General features: G+C 55.1%; 18 protein-coding genes. 5 read left to right on the top strand and 13 right to left on the bottom strand.

Features of this window, described 5'->3' with window-relative positions:
* Positions 1 to 44: 44 nt before the first annotated feature.
* Together folB and folK are read left to right on the top strand one after the other, a co-directional pair.
* On the top strand, positions 45 to 398 hold the full coding sequence (folB, locus tag ACH518_RS07555) for a dihydroneopterin aldolase (RefSeq protein WP_140910910.1): 354 nt from the start codon (positions 45 to 47) through the stop codon (positions 396 to 398).
* A gap of 3 nt (positions 399 to 401) precedes the next feature.
* On the top strand, positions 402 to 896 hold the full coding sequence (gene folK, locus ACH518_RS07550; RefSeq protein ID WP_445372457.1) for a 2-amino-4-hydroxy-6-hydroxymethyldihydropteridine diphosphokinase: 495 nt from the start codon (positions 402 to 404) through the stop codon (positions 894 to 896).
* Between the two features lie 43 nt (positions 897 to 939).
* Here folK and ACH518_RS07545 read toward each other — a convergent pair whose 3' ends face one another.
* Together ACH518_RS07545 and ACH518_RS07540 are read right to left on the bottom strand one after the other, a co-directional pair.
* Positions 940 to 1,671 (bottom strand): pteridine reductase, encoded by a 732-nt coding sequence (locus ACH518_RS07545; protein ID WP_445372456.1) that lies wholly within the window; start codon positions 1,669 to 1,671, stop codon positions 940 to 942.
* A 9-nt stretch (positions 1,672 to 1,680) separates the two neighbouring features.
* A complete protein-coding gene (locus ACH518_RS07540; protein ID WP_140910913.1) occupies positions 1,681 to 1,962 on the bottom strand; it encodes a hypothetical protein in 282 nt (93 codons plus the stop codon).
* A 193-nt stretch (positions 1,963 to 2,155) separates the two neighbouring features.
* Here ACH518_RS07540 and ACH518_RS07535 point away from each other — a divergent pair, with 193 nt between their 5' ends.
* Positions 2,156 to 2,557 (top strand): hypothetical protein, encoded by a 402-nt coding sequence (locus ACH518_RS07535; protein WP_140910914.1) that lies wholly within the window; start codon positions 2,156 to 2,158, stop codon positions 2,555 to 2,557.
* A 47-nt stretch (positions 2,558 to 2,604) separates the two neighbouring features.
* On the opposite strand, the gene ACH518_RS07530 is transcribed toward ACH518_RS07535, so the two are convergent.
* From ACH518_RS07530 to ACH518_RS07495, 8 genes are all read right to left on the bottom strand, one after another.
* Complete coding sequence (locus tag ACH518_RS07530) at positions 2,605 to 2,952, bottom strand: DUF2782 domain-containing protein (RefSeq protein ID WP_278209568.1); 348 nt, start codon at positions 2,950 to 2,952, stop codon at positions 2,605 to 2,607.
* A 146-nt stretch (positions 2,953 to 3,098) separates the two neighbouring features.
* Positions 3,099 to 4,466 carry a hypothetical protein gene (locus ACH518_RS07525; protein WP_445372455.1) on the bottom strand — a complete coding sequence of 456 codons (1,368 nt, stop codon included), beginning with the start codon at positions 4,464 to 4,466 and terminating at the stop codon, positions 3,099 to 3,101.
* 100 nt (positions 4,467 to 4,566) lie between these two features.
* A complete protein-coding gene (locus ACH518_RS07520; protein ID WP_140910916.1) occupies positions 4,567 to 4,842 on the bottom strand; it encodes a hypothetical protein in 276 nt (91 codons plus the stop codon).
* A gap of 74 nt (positions 4,843 to 4,916) precedes the next feature.
* The gene (gene tkt, locus ACH518_RS07515) at positions 4,917 to 6,929 is read right to left on the bottom strand and encodes a transketolase (RefSeq protein WP_445372454.1); all 2,013 of its coding nucleotides are present in this window, start codon (positions 6,927 to 6,929) and stop codon (positions 4,917 to 4,919) included.
* Between the two features lie 149 nt (positions 6,930 to 7,078).
* A complete protein-coding gene (gene hxlA, locus ACH518_RS07510; protein WP_140913665.1) occupies positions 7,079 to 7,726 on the bottom strand; it encodes a 3-hexulose-6-phosphate synthase in 648 nt (215 codons plus the stop codon).
* Between the two features lie 218 nt (positions 7,727 to 7,944).
* On the bottom strand, positions 7,945 to 8,526 hold the full coding sequence (locus ACH518_RS07505; RefSeq protein WP_445372453.1) for a UbiX family flavin prenyltransferase: 582 nt from the start codon (positions 8,524 to 8,526) through the stop codon (positions 7,945 to 7,947).
* Positions 8,527 to 8,543: 17 nt separating this feature from the next.
* Positions 8,544 to 9,491 carry a prolyl aminopeptidase gene (gene pip / locus ACH518_RS07500; RefSeq protein WP_445372452.1) on the bottom strand — a complete coding sequence of 316 codons (948 nt, stop codon included), beginning with the start codon at positions 9,489 to 9,491 and terminating at the stop codon, positions 8,544 to 8,546.
* A gap of 131 nt (positions 9,492 to 9,622) precedes the next feature.
* Positions 9,623 to 10,534 carry a hypothetical protein gene (locus ACH518_RS07495; RefSeq protein WP_445372451.1) on the bottom strand — a complete coding sequence of 304 codons (912 nt, stop codon included), beginning with the start codon at positions 10,532 to 10,534 and terminating at the stop codon, positions 9,623 to 9,625.
* A 313-nt stretch (positions 10,535 to 10,847) separates the two neighbouring features.
* On the opposite strand from ACH518_RS07495, the gene thiO reads away from it, so the two are divergent.
* Positions 10,848 to 11,951, top strand: a complete 1,104-nt coding sequence (thiO, locus tag ACH518_RS07490) for a glycine oxidase ThiO (protein ID WP_445372450.1) — start codon at positions 10,848 to 10,850, stop codon at positions 11,949 to 11,951.
* Positions 11,948 to 12,961, top strand: coding sequence for a quinone-dependent dihydroorotate dehydrogenase (locus ACH518_RS07485; protein WP_445372449.1), 1,014 nt, complete (start codon positions 11,948 to 11,950; stop codon positions 12,959 to 12,961). The genes thiO and ACH518_RS07485 overlap by 4 nt, the downstream gene beginning before the upstream one ends.
* A gap of 226 nt (positions 12,962 to 13,187) precedes the next feature.
* On the opposite strand, the gene ACH518_RS07480 is transcribed toward ACH518_RS07485, so the two are convergent.
* The 3 genes from ACH518_RS07480 to ACH518_RS07470 all read right to left on the bottom strand — a co-directional run bounded on the left by ACH518_RS07480 (position 13,188) and on the right by ACH518_RS07470 (position 18,995).
* A complete protein-coding gene (locus ACH518_RS07480) occupies positions 13,188 to 14,660 on the bottom strand; it encodes an efflux transporter outer membrane subunit (RefSeq protein ID WP_445372448.1) in 1,473 nt (490 codons plus the stop codon).
* A gap of 91 nt (positions 14,661 to 14,751) precedes the next feature.
* Positions 14,752 to 17,850, bottom strand: coding sequence for an efflux RND transporter permease subunit (locus tag ACH518_RS07475; RefSeq protein ID WP_445372447.1), 3,099 nt, complete (start codon positions 17,848 to 17,850; stop codon positions 14,752 to 14,754).
* Positions 17,847 to 18,995 carry an efflux RND transporter periplasmic adaptor subunit gene (locus tag ACH518_RS07470; RefSeq protein ID WP_445372446.1) on the bottom strand — a complete coding sequence of 383 codons (1,149 nt, stop codon included), beginning with the start codon at positions 18,993 to 18,995 and terminating at the stop codon, positions 17,847 to 17,849. The genes ACH518_RS07475 and ACH518_RS07470 overlap by 4 nt, the downstream gene beginning before the upstream one ends.
* Positions 18,996 to 19,011: the final 16 nt, after the last annotated feature.

Here is a 19,011-nt window from a genome sequence, read left to right as displayed (position 1 = left end):
ACTGCGGCGATTTTGTTACGAAATATAATAACCGGAAAGCAACGATGGACATCATCTTTTTAGGCGGCCTCGAAATAGACACCGTGATAGGAATTTACGAGTGGGAACGGAAAATCAAGCAAAAAGTTATCTTGGACATCGAAATGGGCTTCGACATCCGCAAAGCGGCAGCCAGCGACGATATCGCCCACGCCCTCGACTATAAAACCGTCTCTGATCGGGTAGTGGAATTCGTGGAACGCAGTGAATTTTACCTGGTGGAAACCTTGATCGAAGAAATAGCCAACATTCTGCTGGGCGAATTCCAAATTCCTTGGGTAAAAATCACCTTGAACAAAAAAGGCGCCATCAGTCGGGCTCGAGATGTCGGCATTATCATCGAACGCGGCCAAAGATAGCTCATGCCCACCGGATACATCAGCATCGGCAGTAACATCGACAAGGAAACCCATATTCCGTCGAGCCTAAACGCACTGCGCGACTTATTCGGCGAACTAACGGTATCCAGTATCTACGAAAGCGAACCGGTCGGCTTCGTCGGCGACAGCTTTTACAACCTTGTGATTGGGTTTCAGTCCGATCTGCCGGCCAAAAGCGTCGCCAAATTACTTAGGCAGGTGGAACTTGACCACGGCCGCAGCAGGGACAGCCAAAAGTTTTCCGCCAGAACGCTGGACTTGGACTTGATCCTGTACGGCGATGAAATCATCAACGACGGTCGCCTGCAAATACCAAGGGATGAAATCGAAAAATATGCGTTCGTATTGGAACCGCTGGCCGAAATCGCACCTAACTTGACCCATCCCAATACCCAAAAAAGCTATGCCGAGCTATGGCACCAATTCGATAAAAAAGACGTCAAACAAAAAAAATTAACAGTGAATTCTCAGGCTTGAAACCGGCCCATGGATCAAAAGCCTTCAGCCGGACTGATTTCCGCTAACGGTATAAACTCCGCCCACCGTCAACGTTGATGGTTTGACCGGTAATATACCCGGCGTCTTGAATCAAAAACTTAACCGCCTTGGCTATGTCGTCAGCCTCTCCCTGGCGGCCCAACGCAATTTTACTCAAGATCGCCGCACGCTCTGCTTCACTGCCACCGTGTTCCGGCCACAAAATAGCTCCAGGCGAAACAGCATTGACCCTGACTTCAGGCGCCATGTCTTTGGCCAGACAACGCGTCATCGCCAACAACCCGGCTTTGGCAATACTATAGACAGGAAAGCCAGGCAAGCCGGTTTCGGCGTGAATATCGGCGATATTCACGATACAGCCTCGCCTTGCTCTGAGGGTAGGCAACAACGCCTGCGACAAAAAGAATGGCGCTTTCAGGTTAGTGGCAAAGACTTGCTCCCAATCCTGTTCGACCACCTTACCTACCGGTTGCGGGTAAAACACCGAAGCGCTGTTCACCAACGCATCCAGCCCGCCCCAGGTTGACGCAGCCACCGTTGCCAACCGTTCGACGTCACTTGCACTCTGCAAATCGGCTTTGACCGATACCGCCGAAGCGTAACGCAGATTATTTAATGCCTCGCACAGCGCTATCGCGTCGGACTCCGAACTTTTAAAGTGTAAAACTACGTTATACCCCGCAGCATGCAACATACGGGCGCAAGCTGCGCCGATGCGTCGGGCCGCGCCGGTGACAAGCACTACGTTAGGCATCCAAGCGTTCTAATTTGCCGAAATACTGGCTATCAACCTCTTGCGAATCAATATGCACGCCACTACGGCACAAGCTACCGGCACTTGGGTCAAGACCATTTCCATCACCGAATGTTTGGCAACCAATTTAGACAGGGGCTCCAGCACGAAAAATTTGGCCAGCCACCAAGTCAACCAATACCCCACCAAGCCAATGATCGACCAGTTAAGCAACGGCGCATTCTGGTTTTTTGCCGTCAGGTAAAACCAAACCAAGGTTAAGATTCCGAACAGCTTCGCTAAAAAATACATGCCCCCTCCATCCTCATCGTTTTATTGTTATGAAAACCGATCGTAAACAGCAAATTTCAATGTAATCAATTTGCATAGAAACATCAATCTCGTCGCCGGGACAGCCAATGACTCCCTCCACTTCTAAGTTACCATCCCGAAGCCTATAATCGAGGGCGCTTGGCAACAATTACTATCGAATCAAGGGGGAACCATGCAAATTTCAAAAATTCTGATGGCAATCTTGGCTCTCGGTTTCAGCCAACCGAGCTTGAGCCAATCGACCGGCCACATAGGCCATGGCGGCAATGCCAGCGAATCAGGCTGTATCCGAGCCAAAGTCAGCCGCATCAAACCGGAACACCTGTCCAGCGTCGCGCCGGGCTCAGAATTTTCGTTTGCCGCGTCGGGTAGCAACGGCCCCGGCCACATCCACGTTAGCATTAAGCAACAAGCCGTTCCGATAACGGTGGAGGATAAAGATACGTTTTATCTAGTGAAAGGCAAATTGCCCGCTGACATCAAAAATACCACCGTCCGGGTATCGGTCAGTTTGAAAGCGAAATTCGAAAAATGCAGCGCCGAAGAAGGCTGGCTACTCAAAGTTTCGGATTAACAACACTCGGCGCCCAACTGACTATCTGGTGAAGGGCACCGGGATCATCAAGGCCAATCCCACTCGAACAAGGTCCATTTATTGATGTTGGTGTTGTCGTCCAAGTCGTTCTTCTTCACATCCATTTCACCGTCGCCGTTGGTATCGAGCATATAGTAAGGCGGCCCGACCTGGGGCTGAATCTTAACCATGTACAGTTTACCGTTACGCCGGAACTCCTGAATCGTATCTTTACCTTTGCGAATAATGGTGATGTCCGGTTCCATTTCCTCGCCCGATTGCACCGGCGCCGGCAAATCGGGCGGCTCGGGCACCGGCGCCGGCTCATCCGGCGCCCCCCACGCTGCGACGAAGGGAGCGAAAACAAACGGTACGCAGCGAATTAAAAGGCGCATCGGAATCTCTGAGGCTAATTACGGTAGGTCATAATAATACAGTTTTCGCCTGCTGTATCGGCAACCGCCGACTACCGACCGAAAAGACCGCGGGCACAAAAAAACCGGCAACTCACTAGAGATGCCGGTTCGCCGTCTCGCAAGACTTAGGCTTGCTTGCGCAAATATTTTTCGACGCCGGTAGTCCGGGCAAAGCCGGTGTCACTATCGCTCAACGCTTGTTTCGCCACGTATTTGGCTACGCCGGAAAGACCGACAGATTCCACCTGCCTGACGTCTTGCTTGGCCATGTATTTGGCAACCCCCGTGACCTCACCGGCCGCTTTTTCCTCCGCGTGATGTTTTGCCACGTATTTGGCTACCGAACTGAGCGGTTGCACCGGATTGACCGTCAGGCGTTGTTTAGCGACATATTTAGCCACCCCGGTAGGTGTGGGCATTTGTTTGGCCGCAATTGCTTGTTTTACCAAGTAACGCGCTACTCCGGTAAGAGGCTCTGCCTGGCTTTGCAACTGCACTTGTTTCGCCAAATATTTCGCCACTCCGGTCGGCTTAGGCGCACTCTCCTGGGCCGCGGCCTGCCGCGCCAGATAGCGATCGACGGCCGAGCCCTCGATAATCACTTCACGGTCGGCAATCAACTCTTCTTGTTGCGATTGGTTCATCAGAGCCTCCGCCTTCTCGGCTTGTAATTTCGCTTCGGCCTCAACGTAACGGGCCACCAGCGCGGCTGCCGCAGCCTTTTTCGCTGCCAGCGCCTGCTCGGCCAGAAACTTGGCCACGCCGGTTACCGGCTCCTGTTCTTTCAACAGACGTTCCTGGCGCATCAAGTATTTTTCAACCCCAGTGACAATCGGCGCATCCTTGTTTACCAAGGTTTGCTTAGCCAGATACTTGCTCACTGAAGTTGCCGATGGCGCATCTTTAGCCGCAAGGTCTTTTTTGAGCACATACTTGGCAACTCCGGTCACTGCCGGTTGCTGCGCCATATTCTGGCGGATCACATACTTGGCAACCCCCGTCACCCCTGGCTCTTCGCGATCATGCTTGGTGACATATTTGGATACGCCGGTAACAGGCGCGGACTTGGCTTGAATCGATTCTTTGATCAAGTACTTGGTAACCCGAGTCACCGGATTGTCGGCCTGCTGGCTAAGATACTTCTCGACGCCAGTTGGTACAGTGACAGCCACGGGTTCAATCTCGATTTCCGCGGCCACTTCTTCGATTTCTTCAACTTCTTCAACGACCGCCTCAATCTCAGTTGCCTCGACGACCGACTGCGCTGCCTGTTCAGCTTGCCGTTGCATTGCCAAATACTTGGCCACTCCTGTCAATGGCTCACCATTTTCGTCCACTTCCGGCTTTGGCGGTTCGAGTTTTTGCAAATAACGGGCAACACCGGTCAGTTGCGCATCGCCGACGCTTGAATCAGCATCCAGCCAGCTACCGTCGTCAGTAGGTTTGTCGAATAAAAAGCCGAATAAGCTATTCATCAAACTGCTTGTTGTCATTTGAGAATACTCCTGAATGTAATAATTTTTATATGTTGCGACCTACACACCAACTGCGGCGGACCACTACTAACAGAGTGCCATAAAACCGTTATTAACGCTACGATCCCGTGCCGCTGTAGACGATCTTGGGCTGAAAATTGGCAGCCGGAAATTTCGGATCGACCTCGGATTGCTGTGTCTGGTTAACGCATGGAGCCGCGCTACTCGCGGCGGCGGCAGAGTTGGCCGCAGCAGGCGCCACTTCGGCAACAGAAGAATCGCGATAAACAACTTTCGGCTGAAAATCCGCCGCCGGGTAATCAACAGCCCCTACGGACGGCGCGGCGAGCAGCGATACAACAAAAGCGACAGCGGCTAGTTTAGTGTCTTTCATATTCTCCACCTTACCTTACTATTCAAATATCCCCTTGCCGGCAAGCCGGCAAGGGGGGCATACGACCTAGTAGTTTAAAGCACTGCTTCGACGTTAGCGACGACATTGTCCACGGTGAAGCCGAACTCTTTGAAGAGCTGGCCGGCCGGGGCCGATTCGCCGAAACGGTCCATGCCCACCACGCGGCCTTGGCTGCCGGCATATTTCCACCAGCTGTCGGTCACGCCCGCTTCGACCACGACGCGTTTGGTCACGCTCGCTGGCAATACGCTGTCTTTGTAGGCCTGGTCCTGAGCTTCGAACACGTTGGTCGACGGCATGGACACCACGCGGATGTTTTTGCCTTTCGCGGCCAGCGCTTCGGCAGCTTTGACGGCCAGTTCGACTTCGGAGCCGGTGGCGATGATGATCGCATCCGGGGTGCCGTTGCTGTCTTTCAGGATGTAACCGCCTTTGGCAATCGCGTCGATCTGGGCTTGGCTACGGGCCATGTGCGGCAGGTTTTGCCGTGAGAAGATCAGGGTGCTCGGGCCGTCTTGGCGTTCGATCGCCGCTTTCCAGCAAATCGCCGATTCGACCGCGTCGCACGGACGCCAGACGTGCATGTTCGGAATCATGCGCAAGGTGGCGGTTTGTTCGATCGGTTGGTGGGTCGGACCGTCTTCGCCCAGGCCGATGGAGTCGTGGGTGTAGACGAAGATGGTCGGCGCTTTCATCAGGGCGGCCATGCGCAGGGCGTTACGGGCGTATTCGCTGAACATCAGGAAGGTGGCGCCGTAGGCTTTGAAGCCGCCGTGCAGGGTGATGCCGTTCATGATGGCGCTCATGCCGAATTCGCGCACGCCGTAGTAGGCGTAGTTGCCGTCGTGACCAGGGGCGTTGATGTCTTTGCAGCCTTTCCACAGGGTCAGGTTGGAGCCGGCCAGGTCGGCGGAGCCGCCCAGCAGTTCCGGCAGCAACGGGCCGAAGCCGTTCAGGGTGTTTTGCGAGGCTTTGCGGCTGGCGATGGTTTCGGCTTTGGCGTTGACGTCGGCGATGAAGGCGTTGGCTTTTTCGCTCCAGTCGGCTGGTAATTTACCGGCCATGCGGCGTTCGAATTCGGCAGCCAGTTCCGGGTGCGCGGCTTGGTAGGCCGCGAATTTGTCGTTCCAGGCGCTTTCCAGGCGGTCGCCTTTGGCTTTGGCGTCCCATCCGGCGTAGATGTCGGCCGGAATTTCGAACGGGGCGTGCGGCCAGCCCAGTTGTTCGCGGGTCGCAGCCACTTCGGCTTCACCCAGCGCAGCACCATGGCACTCTTCTTTGCCTTGTTTGTTCGGCGAGCCGAAGCCGATGATGGTTTGGCAGCAGATGATGGACGGTTTGTCGCTGACTTTTTTGGCTTCTTCGATGGCTTTTTTCACCGCTTCCGGGTCGTGGCCGTCGACTTTGGGGATGACGTGCCAGCCGTAGGCTTCGAAGCGGGCCGGGGTGTTGTCCAGGAACCAGCCGGTGACGTCGCCGTGACCGCGGACTTCGCCGTCGATGGAGATGTTGTTGTCGTCGTAGATGGCGATCAGTTTGCCCAGTTTCATGGAGCCGGCCAGCGAGCAGGCTTCGTGGGAGATGCCTTCCATCAGGCAGCCGTCACCCAGGAATACGTAGGTGTGGTGGTCGACGATGTCGTGGCCGGGGCGGTTGAATTGGCCGGCCAGGGCGCGTTCGGCGATGGCGAAACCGACGGCATTGGTGATGCCTTGGCCCAGCGGGCCGGTGGTGGTTTCGACGCCGTCGGTGTAGCCGTATTCAGGGTGGCCCGGGGTTTTGGAATGCAGTTGACGGAACTGTTTCAGTTCGTCGATCGGCAGGTTGTAGCCCGACAGGTGCAACAATGAGTAAATCAGCATGGAGCCGTGACCGTTGGACAGCACGAAGCGGTCGCGGTTGGCCCATTTCGGGTTATTGGGGTTGTGGTTCAGAAAATCGTTCCACAGTACTTCGGCGATATCGGCCATCCCCATCGGGGCTCCAGGGTGTCCTGAATTGGCTTTTTGTACCGCGTCCATGCTAAGTGCGCGGATGGCGTTCGCTAAGTCTCGACGCGAAGGCATGTTGGTCTCCTAAATTGAATCTTATACGGTGCTAGCGGCCCCTTATCGGGACCGCACTAAAAAACTGGGGATATAACAAACAAAAGGACGAGTGGCGCGAACCACCCGTCCTCGATATTTCCTAGAAACTAGGCGTTGCCAAATTTGGCTTATGCAGCTGCAGCGTCTACCAATTCGCGGATTTCTTTAGCCGCTGTGGCTGGGCATGGCGCACCGTAGATAGCTGCACCGACAACGATGATGTTGGCGCCGGCTTTAACGGTTTGATCGATGGTTGCCGGTTTGATACCGCCGGCAACAGAAACGCGAACGTTCAAGCCCAAAGAAGCGACTTCGTTCAGGTCGCCGAACGGAGTTTGACCAGCCGCTTGCGCGTCCAGACCGGTGTGAACGCCCATGATTTGCGCGCCCAGTTTGGCTGATTCGCGTGCGCACTCGGATTTGCTTGGCACGTTGATCAGGTCAACTTGTACTTCCGCAGCATATTTTTTTGCCGCTTTGATTACGCCACCGATGGTAGCCAAACCGGATACGCCCAATACGGTGCAGATATCTGCGCCGGCTGCGTAGAAAGCGCCTGCTTCGTATTCGCCGGCGTCCATGGTTTTCAGGTCGACCAACAACAATTTGTCTGGGTAACGGTTTCTCAGTTCTTTAACCAAGTTAATACCGTTATATTTGATGCAAGGGGTACCGATTTCAAAAATGTCGACGTAAGGCGCTACTTTATCTGCCAATGCTACGGTTTGGTCGAAATCCAGTGAGTCCAACGCCATTTGAATTAATGGTCTTGCCATATTAATGTGCTCCGATTGTTGTAGTTACAGTTATTGTTTTTGAGACCCACCCCTTCCGTGAATCTCTCATTCGTTACCGAATGGAGAGCGCCGCAAGCCTTTGTCAGTGGGCGGTTTAAGCGAGTGGGGCAACTCTAAATCAGAACGTAGCACCCTGTCAATTGAAGAGCTGCTATTTCAAAGCGAAAAACCCCAATCGATAGCGGGATAAGCAAGCTTCAGCCGGAAAGACCGCCCCAAGGTTTATACAATCCGCAGGCATCGACACCGAACATCTCCAGGATACGCCCAACACCTTCGTCAACCATGGCACGTAACGAATCGCTCTTGTTATAGAACGCCGGCATCGGCGGAAAAATAGTCCCGCCCATTTCAGTCACGGCCGCCATATTGCGAATATGCGCCAAATTCAAGGGCGTCTCCCGCGGCACCAGCACGGTTTTGCGCCGCTCTTTCAGCGCCACGTCTGCGGCACGGGAAATCAGGTTATCGCCAAAACCGTGCGCCACCGCGGCCAAGGTCTTCATTGAACAGGGCGCGATCACCACCCCTTCGGTCTTGAACGAGCCACTGGCAATGCAAGAGGCAATATCATTGATGCCGTGGGTAACGTCGGCCATTCCGTAAAGCTCGGCTCGATCCATGCCCAACTCGTATTTCAAGTTGACCAAGCCGGCGGAAGAAATCACCAAATGAGTTTCCCAGCCACCGCGTTCGCGTAAAATTTCCAGCATCCGCACACCGTAAATCGCACCGGTAGCGCCGGTCATGCCGATGACAATCCGTTTTCTATGTTCCATGCTCCCGCCGTCAATTCTCAAGCCAAAACCATCGCCATCTCGTCCGCGGCGGAAACCAACGCGTCGATCATTTCCTCGCCGCGAGCAATATGGCCGGCATGGGGCAACACCTGGAAGCGTGCTTGGGGCAATGCTTTGCACAACCGCCACCCGGCCTCTATCGGGCAAGTCAAATCGTTACGCCCATGGATTACAATCGCCGGAACTCCCCGCAATTTGGGGCAGTTGGCCAAAATCTGATTTTCAGCGATAAAGTAATCGTGGACGGCGTAGTGTAATTCCATCTTGACTTGCCGCAACGTCTTTTCGCTGACGGCCTCCAAACTCTCCTGATAATCAGCGCCAAGCGCCACCTGACCACTCCAAGCCTGCCATAGCCTAGCCGCACTCTTGGCAAGCTCCTGATCGGAACTAAACACCGCCTCGCAGAAGCGCTCCAGCATTGTGCCGCCCGGTAGCTCCGGCAAATTCTCCTGCAGCTCCTGCCACAATTCCGGATAGACCCGGTTCACGCCATATTCGCCGAGAAACCATTCCAAATCGCCCCGCCGCGCCAAAAACACACCACGCAAAATCATGGCCAACACATTCTCAGGGTAGTGCTGTGCGTAGAGCAAAGCTAAGGCGCCTCCCCAAGAACCACCGAACAACAACCACTGTCGAATTTCCAAACGTGCGCGGATACATTCCATGTCTACCAGCAAATCTTGCGTCGTATTCCCCGCCAGCTCGCCGAAAGGCTCGGACAGACCGCATCCGCGCTGGTCCATCAAAATGATGTGGTAGCGCTCAGGATCAAAGAAACGGCGATGGTCCGGCTTGGTTCCGGAACAGGGACCGCCGTGCAAAAATATCGCCGGAATTCCGGCCGGGTTGCCGGATTGCTCGACATAGACGCGATGGTCGCTCCCGGTTTCCAGAAAAAAGGTATGAAATGGAGAAATTTCAGGATAAAGAGATTTCATTGCCTTTGAGGATAGAACTTACGCAACCGACCGACGCCGCACTGGGACCGAGCAGTATAACAAAACCTTTACGGCATAAAAAAAGGGAAGGCGAAACCTTCCCTTTTTGGATAATCCAGCGGCTTGTGGATTTAGAATTTGAAACCTACATAACCGCCAGCATTCAAACCGTCGGTTGGCGTACCATCCAAACTGCTGGTTGAATAGTGGTAACGCACATCAGTACCCAGAACGATGCCCCTGAAGAGGTCATACTCAGCACCGGCACCGAAGTTCATGCCAGCATTCAACACGGAAACCGCGTTGGAAGGAACACCCAGGATATTGATATCAAGGCCGACCGGAATAATCCATGGACGCAGCTTGCTGCCGTGCATGAATTTGATTTTTGGAGACGCGTTAATTCTCAATCGTGCATCAGTAGAGGTTCCATTGCCAGCATTAACTGGAATCTGAGCGCCGTTAGAAGTCAAAAGGGCTGTAACAGTACCGTTAGTCAATGTGTTTTGGCCTGTGCCATATTGTGCGTACTCGACACCCAGCTCAATAGCGAACGAAGTATCATCCATCAAACCGAACAAGTCATTGTTGACATTGAAATCGAACGCACCACCAAAGTAGAAACCATCATTATTGCTATTGTTCGAAAGCAATGAACCTTTTTGAACCAAAGAGCCACCACGGTCTTGATCCAGAGTGGTCCAACCACCACGAACCGCAACCAAGTTGTCTTTGGCACCGGAAGCGGCCGGGGCAGCTTTAACAGACGCCATCCACTGATCCAGTTCTTGAATTTTGGCAGTTTCGGTAGAGTCTTTTGTGGAAGACGACTTAACACGGCTCAATTCCGCTTGCATGGCTTGCATTTGCTCGGCCATTTGTTGCATTTGCGCTTCCAGAGCTTCAGCTTTTCTGGCGGCGGCGTCGGCAACGCGCTCGGCTTTGTTGTCAGCTGCTTGGGCTTGCGGGGCAACCATCGCTCCAGCCATTGTCAAAGTCGCTGCAGCAACACCCAGCGCTAATTTGGTTTTAGTAAAACTCATTGTTGTTCCCCCCCAAGGGTTGTTATTGTTAAGACTGAATTAGCTTTAAAGCAACACAGGATTTCTTCACGTGGGCAATAATAGCAGCAAAACACCAGCCATACAAGTTTTAAGCTTATTTTTTTGACCAAAAAAAATTGATTTAAATCAATAATATATGAAGCATTTGTAATCCTGAATCAAATAATGTCAAAAATAAACAACATTTTTTTGTTTTTTCACACAGCCACCACCAATGCCTAAAACCTATCTAGCGCAATAGCTTCGTGATACCTTAAAAAAGCATCTTTAGTCCGACATTCCCTTTATCTGCATGACCCATCATCTGGACATTTTGATCATCGGCGCCGGCATTAGCGGCCAACTTGCCGCCCGCGAATTTCGCAAAGCCGGACGCGAAGCTACCCTGCTAGACAAAGCCGGCCCCGGCACCGAATCCTCGTGGGCAGGCGGCGGCATTTTGCTGCCGATTTATCCATGGCGGCAAGCTGCAGCCATTTCCGAGCTGGCAATACAAAGTTTGAAACTGTATCCGCAGTTAAGTGCAGAACTGCTAGCCAGTACCGGGATCGACCCGGAATGGCGGGAGTGCGGCATGCTGATTTGCAAGAATCCCGATTTTGAAGCGGCGGAACACTGGTGCCGTCACTACGACGTGGCATTCCAGACAGCTTCCGCCGAACTGACCGCAGCGCTCACAACCCGACTCGAGCAACCGATATGGCTTCCGGGTATCGCTCAGGCCCGCAATCCGCGCCTGCTGAAATCTCTATCCGCATATTTGTCCCAACTCGGCACCCAATTCATCAGCGATACCGAAATCGAGGAAATCGACGTCGTCAATCGCCGCATCGCCGGCGTAAAAACCAGACACGGTCGCTTTACGGTGAACGAACTGGTCGTCAGCACTGGCGCCTGGACTCGCGAATTTTTAAACAATTTGCTGCCGGATTGGCCGGTCGATATCAACATCCGCCCGGTTCGAGGCCAAATGCTGCTATTCGACGCCAAGCCTGACACACTGCAGTATATGGTTCTGGACGGCGACCAGTATTTGATTCCCCGCCGCGACGGCAAGATTCTGGTAGGCAGCACAGTCGAACAGGCCGGTTTCGACAAAACCACCACGGAACAGGCTCGCGAACAACTCTATCGGTTCGCCACGCAACTGCTGCCAACCCTGAAGCAGTTCCCGGTCAGTCACCATTGGGCCGGTCTGCGTCCCGGCAGCCCGCAGGGCATCCCTTTTATTGGCCGACATCCGGACATCGAAAATCTTTACATCAATGCCGGTCATTTCCGCAATGGCTTGGTCATGGGGCCGGCATCCGCCAAATTACTGGCCGATCTGGTTCTGCAACGGCCAACCGACCTGGATCCTTCTCCTTATTCGTTAAAACCTGCTACCGCATCATGAACCTATATCCCTACCTGCGCCCGTTACTGTTTTCGCTTGACCCGGAAACCGCCCATCATGTCACTCTAGACTTGCTGAAACTGGCGAAACAAACCGGCCTGTCCACGCTAAGCCGGGCGAAATCGAGCAGCAAGCCGGTCGAGGTAATGGGCTTGAATTTTAAAAATCCGCTCGGACTGGCGGCCGGTCTGGATAAAAACGGCGACTATATCGACGCGTTGGCCGATTTGGGCTTTGGCTTTATCGAAATTGGCACGGTCACACCGCGCCCGCAACCGGGGAACCCCAAGCCACGGCTGTTTCGGCTCCCGGAACATGAAGCCATCATTAACCGGATGGGGTTTAACAATTTCGGCATCGACCATTTGCTGGCACAAGTCGGCAAATGCCAGTATCGCGGAATATTGGGTATCAATATCGGCAAGAACGCCGACACCCCCTTGGAAAATGCCACCGAAGACTATTTGATCGGCTTAAGAAAAAGCTATGCAGCGGCTAGCTATATCACTATCAACATTTCCTCGCCCAACACCAAGAACTTGCGGCAATTGCAGCAAGGCGACGAGATCAAACAATTATTGAGCGCTCTGAAAGAAGAACAATTAAAGCTGCAAACCGCGCAGGGTAAATACACGCCTATCGCCGTGAAGATAGCCCCAGATTTAACTGACGAGGAAATAAGCCATATTGCGGGCTTACTAATGGAATTTGCGATTGACGGTGTGATTGCCACCAACACCACCATCGCCCGCGACCACATTAAAGGCCATAAGCACGCCAACGAAACCGGCGGCTTGAGCGGCGCACCGGCCAGGGAAAGTTCGACGCGCGTCGTTAAAGGCCTGGCGGCGGAATTGGGCGGAAAACTGCCGATTATCGCCGCCGGCGGAATTTTGAGCGGTGAAGATGCCCAGGCGAAATTAGCCGCTGGCGCCAGCTTGGTGCAGATTTACAGCGGCTTGATTTACAAAGGACCGCAACTGATCGAAGATATATTGAACACCATCTAATCCGCTAGCCCCCTGACCTTATCAAACCCATCTATTTGAGGCTGTCGTAAAAGTCAAAATGTAGGTTGGGTTAGCGTAGCGTAACCCAACAAAATCAAAATGTTGGGCTTCATAGCATGAAGCATAACCTACGTTTTACGACCCCCCTCTATTTGGCAAGATCACTCGATCATTCATCGTCTTCGGCACTTTCAGGGCTCGCTAGCCGATGCCAACTCGCCGCGAATCACCTTGCAGAGGCGTTTTCGAAGGCCCTCACCGACGCATCCATCGACCAGCCGCCGCCAAAAGCCCGGTACAGCGACACCATCGCCACGCCGACCGCGGTTTCGGCTTTGGCCCGCTCGTCGCTGACGGCCAGTTTGCTGCGTTGGGCGTCCAGTACTGCCAGATAATCGCCCGCGCCATGCTGATACAAGGCATCGACCAGTCGGTAAGCCTTTTCCGCCGAGGCTTCCGCTGCGGTCAATTGGCCCAAGCTCTCCGTGGCGGAGCGATGGGCGACGAAAGCGTTTTCCACGTCCTCTAATGCCAGCAAAAAAGTCTTCTCGTAATTGGTGGCGACTTGGTCCAGCCGGGCATCGGCGGCGGCGATATGGGCGCGGATGCGGCCGGCGTTGAAGATCGGCGCCGAAAGGCCAGAGCCCAGCGCGTAGACACTCTCGGCCAGACTCGGAAAACCGCCGACCGCCAGCGCACCGACACCGCCACTTGCAGACAGCACCAGCTTCGGATAAAGATCGGCGCGTGCCGAACCCAGGCTGGCCGCTGCCGCGCTGACTTCGGTTTGCGCCAGCCGCAAATCCGGCCGTTGCGCCAATAGATCGGCCGGCAGCAGCTTGGGCATAGTCGGCATTTGCTTCGACAAAGAGCCGGTGACGGCCAGCCGCTGTTCCAGATTTTCCGGTGGCTCGCCCAGCAACACGCCCAAGCGATGGATCAGCTTTTGCCCGGCGTTGACCAATTGCGGCAGCGTCGCTTCGGTGGTTTGCAACAGCGTTTGCTGGCGGGCCAAATCCGCCTCGTTAGCCAGTCCGGCTTTAACAAATACCTGCAAAGCCCTCAGCCGTTCGCGCTGCAAAGCTATATTGCTTTGCAGAATGCCGGTACGTTGCTGCACGCCGCGCAGTTCCAGATAGTTGGTTGCCACCTGGGCCAGCAGACCGACTTGCGCCGCATGCAAGCCTTCCTTGCTGCCTTCTGCTTGCGCGGCGGCGGCTTCCGCTTCCAAATGCCGGCCGCCGAACACGTCGATTTCCCAGTGCGCCGCCAAGCCGCCGCTGACGGCATCGGCGATCGGCGTGATCAATTTGATGCCTTGCCCGCTCGGCACGCCGACGATACGGTCGATGCGTTTTTCCCGGCCGCCCGATAGAGAGAAATCCAGACTCGGATACAGCGCCGCTTCGGCGACGGTGACCATCGCGTTGGCTTCGCGGACGCGGGCGGTGGCGATCTTCAGATCGTGGTTGGTGGCCAAGGCTTGGTCTATCAATTCATTCAGCAAGGGATCGTTGAAACCTTGCCACCAAGTCTTCAGGTCAACCGCTTCGGCGGTTTGGGCGGTTTTGGCATTAGCCGCGTGTTGCCATGTTGCCGGGCTATTGAGCGCCACTTGGTCGCCCACGCGGGTTGGCGTGCAGGCAATTAGACTAGCCAAGGACAGAAGGGTTAGCGGTGTTAAAACTCTATTATTCATTGCAAAACTCCGTGGTCGCATACGCCAAAAATGTAGGTTGGGTTAGCGAAGCGTAACCCAACAAAATCAAAACGTTGGGCTTCATTTCCCCTCACCCCAACCCCTCTCCCGCGAGGAGAGGGGCTTTTGCGTCGGCATCAGCCTGTCCACGCTCCACCCTAAACCACGCCGCATACAATGCCGGCAGGAAGAAAACCGTCAACGCGGTCGCCACCGTCAGCCCGCCCATGATGGCGATGGCTTGCGGGCCGAAGAAGTCGTTGCGTGACAACGGTATCATCGCCAGGATGGCTGCGGCTGCGGTCAGCATGATCGGCCGGAACCGCCGCACCGTCGATTCCACGATGGCCGACCAAGTGTCGAGCCCCGATTTTTCGTCCTGATCGATCTGATCCACCAGAATCACCGAGTTGCGCATGATCATGCCGGCCAGCGCCAGGATGCCGAGCAAGGCCACAAAACCGAACGGCGCCCGGAACAACAGCAAGGCGAAGGCCGCGCCGATCACGCCCAGAGGTGCGGTACTGAACACCATGAAAGTCCTGGATAGATTCTGCAACTGCATCATCAACAAAATCAGCGTGACGATCAGTACTAGCGGAATCCAGATCAGAATCGATTTTTGCGCGGTCACCGCGTCTTCCTTGGAGCCGCCGGTTTCGATGAAATAACCGGCCGGCAAGCTATCCTGTATCGGTTTAAGTTTCGGGATGATTTCCGCCGCCACGTCCGGGGCCATCTTGCCGTCGGCCACGTCGGCGCGCACCGAGATGGTTGGGAAGCGGTTACGACGCCAACGTACGCCGTCCTCGAACACGGTCTCGAATTTGACGAACTGCGCCAGCGAAACCGACTTGCCGTTGTTGGTGCGGATCGCGACGTCCGGCAATTCGTCGGCGGCGCTGCGCAATTCGGGACTGGCCCGCCAGACGATGTCGATCAATTTATCCTGCTCGCGCAGTTGCCCGACCGGAATGCCGGCGTAATGCGCCTGCAAGGCTTGCGACAAGCTGGCGGTTGAAACGCCGAGGGCGCGAGCCTTGTCCTGATCCAAAGCTAAGTGGAACGAGGGCATTCGATCATGCCAATCGTCGTTGACATCCACTGTGCCGGGATGGTCGCGTACAACCTCGGCCACCCGGTCGGCAATGCCGCGCACGATATTGGGGTTTTCACCTAGCACTCTGAACGCCAACGGATAATCCATCGGCGGCCCGACATTGAGGCGCTTCACTCGGCCGCGGACATTCGGAAAATCCGTCTCAAGAATTTGCCGGACTCGCTGCATCACCCGTTCGCGGGCCTGGTTATCCTTAGTCATCACCACCAATTCGGCCAGATTGGTATTCGCCAGTTGCTGCACGATCAACATGAAAAACCTCGGCGTGCCGCTACCGATATAGCTGGCAACATGTTCAACATCCTCGTCCTTGGCCAGCATTGCCTCCATGCGTTTGGCGGCGGCTTCGGTTTGTTCAAAGGCACTGCCCTCCGGCAGCCACAGGTCGACGATGACTTCCGGGCGGTTGGACAGCGGGAAGAATTGTTCGGGGACGTGGGTTAAAGCCACAACACCGAGACCGAACAATGCCAGCGTGGCGACAATGACTTTCTTGCGGTGTACTACGCAGGCATTCACCCACCGCCGCAAGCGGTTGTAGAACGGCGTATCAAATAAGTCATGGATCGGGCCATCGGCGTTGACATGCACCTTGAGGATCAAATAGCCCAAATATGGTGTGAATACCACTGCGCCTATCCAAGACAGTAACAAAGATATGCCGACCACCTGAAAAATCGCTACCGTGTATTCACCGGCCGAGGACTGTGCCAAACCCACTGGCAGGAAACCGGCGATGGTGATCAAGGTACCGGTCAGCATCGGAAAGGCGGTGGCGGCGTAAGCATAAGTCGCGGCGCGCATCCGGTCCCAACCTTCTTCCAGCTTGCGGGCCATCATCTCGACGGCAATCATCGCATCGTCCACCAGCAGGCCCAGCGCCAGAATCAAGGCGCCCAACGAAATCCGTTGCAGATCGATGCCGCACAGCAGCATGACCAGCAAGGTGGCGGCCAGCACCAGCGGCACGGTCAGCGCCACTACGGAACCGGTACGCCAACCCAGGCTCAAGAAACTGACCACCAATACGGTAGCCAAGGCTTCGAAGAAAGTACGACCGAATTCCGCCATCTGATTTTTAACCACATGGCCTTGATTGGCGACCGGCTCTACATCCATACCCAACGGCAACTCGGTTGTTATGCGGGCCAGCGTCTCATCCAAGGCTTGTTCCAGATCGATGACGTTGCCTTTCTTGTTCATCGTCACGCCGAGACCAAGCGCCGGTTTGCCGTTGAAACGCATCTTGAATTCCGCGGGATCGACATAGCCGCGCGTCACCTTGGCAAAGTCGCCGACCTTGAAGGTTCGATTAGCGATGCGCACCGCCATATTGGCGACGCTATGTTCCGAATCGAACGAGCCGGTCAGACGTATCGGCAGATTACGTTGCTCGGAAAACACCGTGCCGGCCGCCGCCATGCCGTTCTGCGCCTGCAAGGCTTGGGCGACCGCCGCCGCATCCAGGCCCAGTTCAGCCAGCTTTTTGTCGGAAAACTCGACGAAAATCTTTTCATCCTGTACGCCGATCAAATCGACCTTCTCGACATCCTTGACCCGCAACAGCTGTTGGCGAACCGAATCGGCCGCCAATTTCAGATCGGCATAATTAAAACCCTCGCCGGAAAAGGCGTAGATCAGGCTATAGGTATCGCCGAATTCGTCGTTGAAAAAAGGCCCGATGCTACCGGGTGGCAGCGTCATGCGGATGTCGTCGACCTTCTTGCGCACTTGATACCAAAGCTCGGGAATGTCCTTGGGCGGCGTATCTTCGCGCGGCGTGACGAAAATCACCGATTCGCCGGGTTTGGAATAACTGCGCAAGTAATCCAGGTCAGGCAGTTCCTGGATTTTCTTTTCCAGCCTGTCGGTCAACTGCTGCTCGACTTCCAGCGCGGTGGCGCCGGGATAAAGGGTCTTGACCACCATGATGCGGAAGGTGAACGGCGGATCTTCCTGCTGGCCCAGCATGGAATAAGCGAACATCCCGCCGAGCACCACCAGTGCGAGTATAAAGCCGGTGAAGGAGCGGTGTTTAAGCACCCATTCGCTGAGGTTGAACTCTTTCATAGTTGTGCCTCTGTTGTACCCTGCTTAGCCGGTGCATTTTCTGCCGGTAAGCGGACAGACTGGCCCTCGGCCAGACGCTGGACGCCGGCGCTGACCAGCAATTGGCCGGCGGCGAGTCCCTCGACGGCGATGCGTTCGCCGGCCAGCGTTTCGCCCAGCTTAACCGGCATGGATTTGACGGTAGCCGCCTGCTCGTCGACCAGCCAGACTAAAGGACGATCGGGCTGGTTTTGCGGGGTATAGACGGCGGAAAGCGGTATGGCGATACCGGAAACGGTGTTCGCCGCGAGATGGACGGTCGCCGTCATGCCCAATTGCGCGACGTCCAGCCCTTCCAGCAAACTTGCCTTGACGCGATAGGTGCGGCTGGTCGGGTCGGCGGCCGAGGCGATTTCGCGAATTTTAGCCTTGAGCCGCCGTCCGTCGTCTGACCACAAAGACACGCTAACGGCTTGTTTGCGTTGGATTTCCAGCAAGCGATGCTCAGGTACGTCGAAATGGACTTCCTTATCGTCGAGCTGGGCCAGTGTCACTACGGCCTGGCCGGCAGCCAACACCTGCCCGGCCTCGACAGCCAAGGCCGTGACCACACCGTCGCGGTCAGCATGCAATTCGGTGTAACTCAGCTGGTTGTTCGCCTCGGCCAATTGCGCTGCCAGCGCCGCCGCCCGTTCCCGTGCCGTGGTATAAGCGGTTTCATGCCGCTCGAACTCCGGCGGACTGATGACTCGCTGGGCTAGCAATTCGCGGTATCTGGCCAAATCGTCGTGCAAGAAGTTGCTGTCGGCTTGCGCGGCAGCCAACTGAGCCTTAATGGCCTGTACGGCGAGGCCATAATCGTTGCCGTCCAGTGTCGCCAGCAACTGGCCTTTACGCACCGGATCGCCAACATCCACTTTGCGCGCCAGCAATTTACCTGCTACCCGGAATGATAAGGGCGTCTCAATTCTTGCCCGAACTTCGCCGGCAAAACTTCTAGCGCCTGAAGCGGTGTTTCCCTCGGTTCGAAATACTTTTACCGGGCGAGCAACCGCTGATGTTGGTCCGTGCTGGTCGCTGCATCCTGCGCTTACCATCAGCAGCAGCAAAAATCCGCCTTGAAGCCGGCTCTTAGTCTTCACGGACGTTGTAAATAATTGAATCATCTCGCTATCCTTCCAT

Source organism: Methylomonas sp. HW2-6, assembly GCF_052474525.1.
This window is presented reverse-complemented; position numbering and strand designations above follow the sequence as displayed.